This is a genomic window from Oleiphilus sp. HI0066 (genome assembly GCF_001635725.1).
On sequence record NZ_LWFH01001426.1, the window covers coordinates 1 to 2,288 of the forward strand.

General features: G+C 44.8%; 2 protein-coding genes. Both read left to right on the forward strand.

The features are described 5' to 3' along the window. Positions 1-7 precede the first annotated feature (7 nt). Complete coding sequence (locus A3738_RS21800) at positions 8-1,564, forward strand: AbgT family transporter (RefSeq protein ID WP_068763850.1); 1,557 nt, start codon at positions 8-10, stop codon at positions 1,562-1,564. A 103-nt stretch (positions 1,565-1,667) separates the two neighbouring features. Further along, entirely contained in the window at positions 1,668-2,198 is a 531-nt protein-coding gene (locus tag A3738_RS21805; protein WP_231876638.1) for a DNA-J related domain-containing protein, read from the forward strand. The last annotated feature ends 90 nt before the right edge of the window (positions 2,199-2,288 follow it).

The following is a 2,288-nucleotide window of genomic DNA, read 5'->3' on the forward strand; positions in this document are numbered from 1 at the left end:
AAATTTCATCACACGCTTTCTCGATACGGTTGAATTCCTTGGAAATTTACTCCCACACCCCGTTATTTTGTTCGCCATACTATGCGCTCTAGTCATCGTTATTAGCGGCGTCGCTGGGTATTTTGAACTTGCTGTGCTAGATCCACGGCCCGAGGGTAGCCGTGGTAGGTCTCCTTCAGGAATGATTGAAGTCGTCAGCCTGTTCAATATTGAAGGTCTTCAGCAAATCCTCACGCAGCTCGTTAAGAACTTTACAGGATTCACCCCACTCGGAACCGTGTTAGTTGCCCTGCTAGGTGTAGGGATAGCAGAGCGATCAGGCGTCATTTCGGCAGCAATGCGTAACTTGGTAATGGGTGCGCCCAAGAAGCTTGTGACGTTCGCTGTTGTACTAGCTGGCATCGTTTCGAACACAGCCGCTGAGCTTGGTTATGTGGTATTAATTCCTCTTTCTGCAATGATATTCGCATCTCTTGGTCGCCACCCCCTAGCCGGTCTTGCTGCCGCGTTTGCGGGTGTATCAGGCGGCTATAGCGCGAACCTTTTAATTGGAACAGTTGACCCACTTCTATCAGGCATCTCAGAGAAAGCAGCCCAACTTATTGACCCGAGTTATACGGTTGGGGCTGAGGCCAATTGGTACTTCATGATGGCCTCGACCGTTGTCATTTCTATTCTCGGCATGCTGATTACTGAGTACATCGTGGAGCCTCAACTAGGTCTGTATAACAAAGATGATGCATCACCTGAACACGTCGAAGAACTCGAGCAAGAGATGAATTCACATGCCGTAACCGATATTGAGCGCAAAGGTCTGAGAGTCGTCGGTATTTATACGCTCATCTTTGCGGGCGTTTTGGCTTCTACGATCGTTCCAGAAAATGGAATATTACGCCATCCTGAAACAGGACTTGTTGCAGGGTCTCCATTCTTAAAATCGATCTTAGCATTCATATTCATTTACTTTGCCTTAGCGGGCTTAGTGTACGGCAAGGTCGTTAAATCGATTACCAACTCGACTGATGTCGTTCACGCCATGAATCATGCTATGAACACAATGGGCGCATATATCGTTCTTGTTTTCTTCGCGGCGCAATTCGTTGCCTTCTTTAAGTGGACTAATCTAGGCGCGATCTTGGCCGTGCTCGGTGCACAGACCTTAGAAAGCTTAGGTTTAACCGGACCAATTCTATTCTTCTTCTTTATTGGCGTATGCGGGCTAATCAACCTGTCACTAGGTTCAGCATCGGCTCAATGGGCAGTCACGGCGCCTATATTCATCCCGATGTTAATGTTAGTTGGCTATTCACCAGAGGTTATTCAAGCGGCGTATCGTATCGGTGACTCGACAACCAATATTATTACACCAATGATGAGCTACTTCGGGCTAATACTCGCAGTTGCCGAGAAATACAAAAAAGACCTCGGAATCGGTACCCTCATATCGATGATGCTCCCCTACTCAGTTGTATTTATTACTGCATGGAGCCTGTTCTTCTACTTCTGGGTATTTATTATGGGATTCCCCGTTGGACCTGGCGCGCCAATCTACTACACCATGTAGCAAGCTTAATCATTAGGCACAGGACAAACTAAACGCACTAAGCTAGGCTGAAGAAATGGATATCTTCAGCTCTGTCACCTCCGCTATCGAAAAAGCTTTCACGATGAAAAGTGAGTGGCGAGAATACGACCTAATAAAATACCTCAAAGACAGCAATGATCTCGAGCTACCAAATATGGAGCTCAATCAAGCACTCAGCTTATTCAAAACGCATTTTTTAATTCGTCACGCACTTTATTCGCTTAAATCAAAATGGGCCAAAAATAAAAGCGCTCATCTTGAGATTGGAATAATCAATATCCAAAAATTTCCTTACATCACTCATAACGAAACAAGTGTAAGTAACAGCGATTTATTAGGTACGTACTATCTTGATCATGATAATTATTTCGATATGACAAAGGAAGAAATCTCATTATTACTAAACGGCTTCTGGCAACGTTTTAATAACCCTGATCAATCGGAAGAAGCTTATCAAGCATTAGGTTTGGAGATCGGCGCAAGCTACGCCGATATAAAACGAGCCTTTAAGAAAAAAGCACAAACAATGCATCCCGACAAAGGTGGGGACGAGCAAAAATTCAAAGAGCTCAGCAAAGCAAAAGATGAGCTTTTAAAAAGAACCACGCTCTAGGCCTTACACCGTTTTATAGTGAACGAACCCACGGCGTTTATAGTTGTCTAGCGCAGCAGGGTGATCGAAATTACAAGTATGAACCCATAC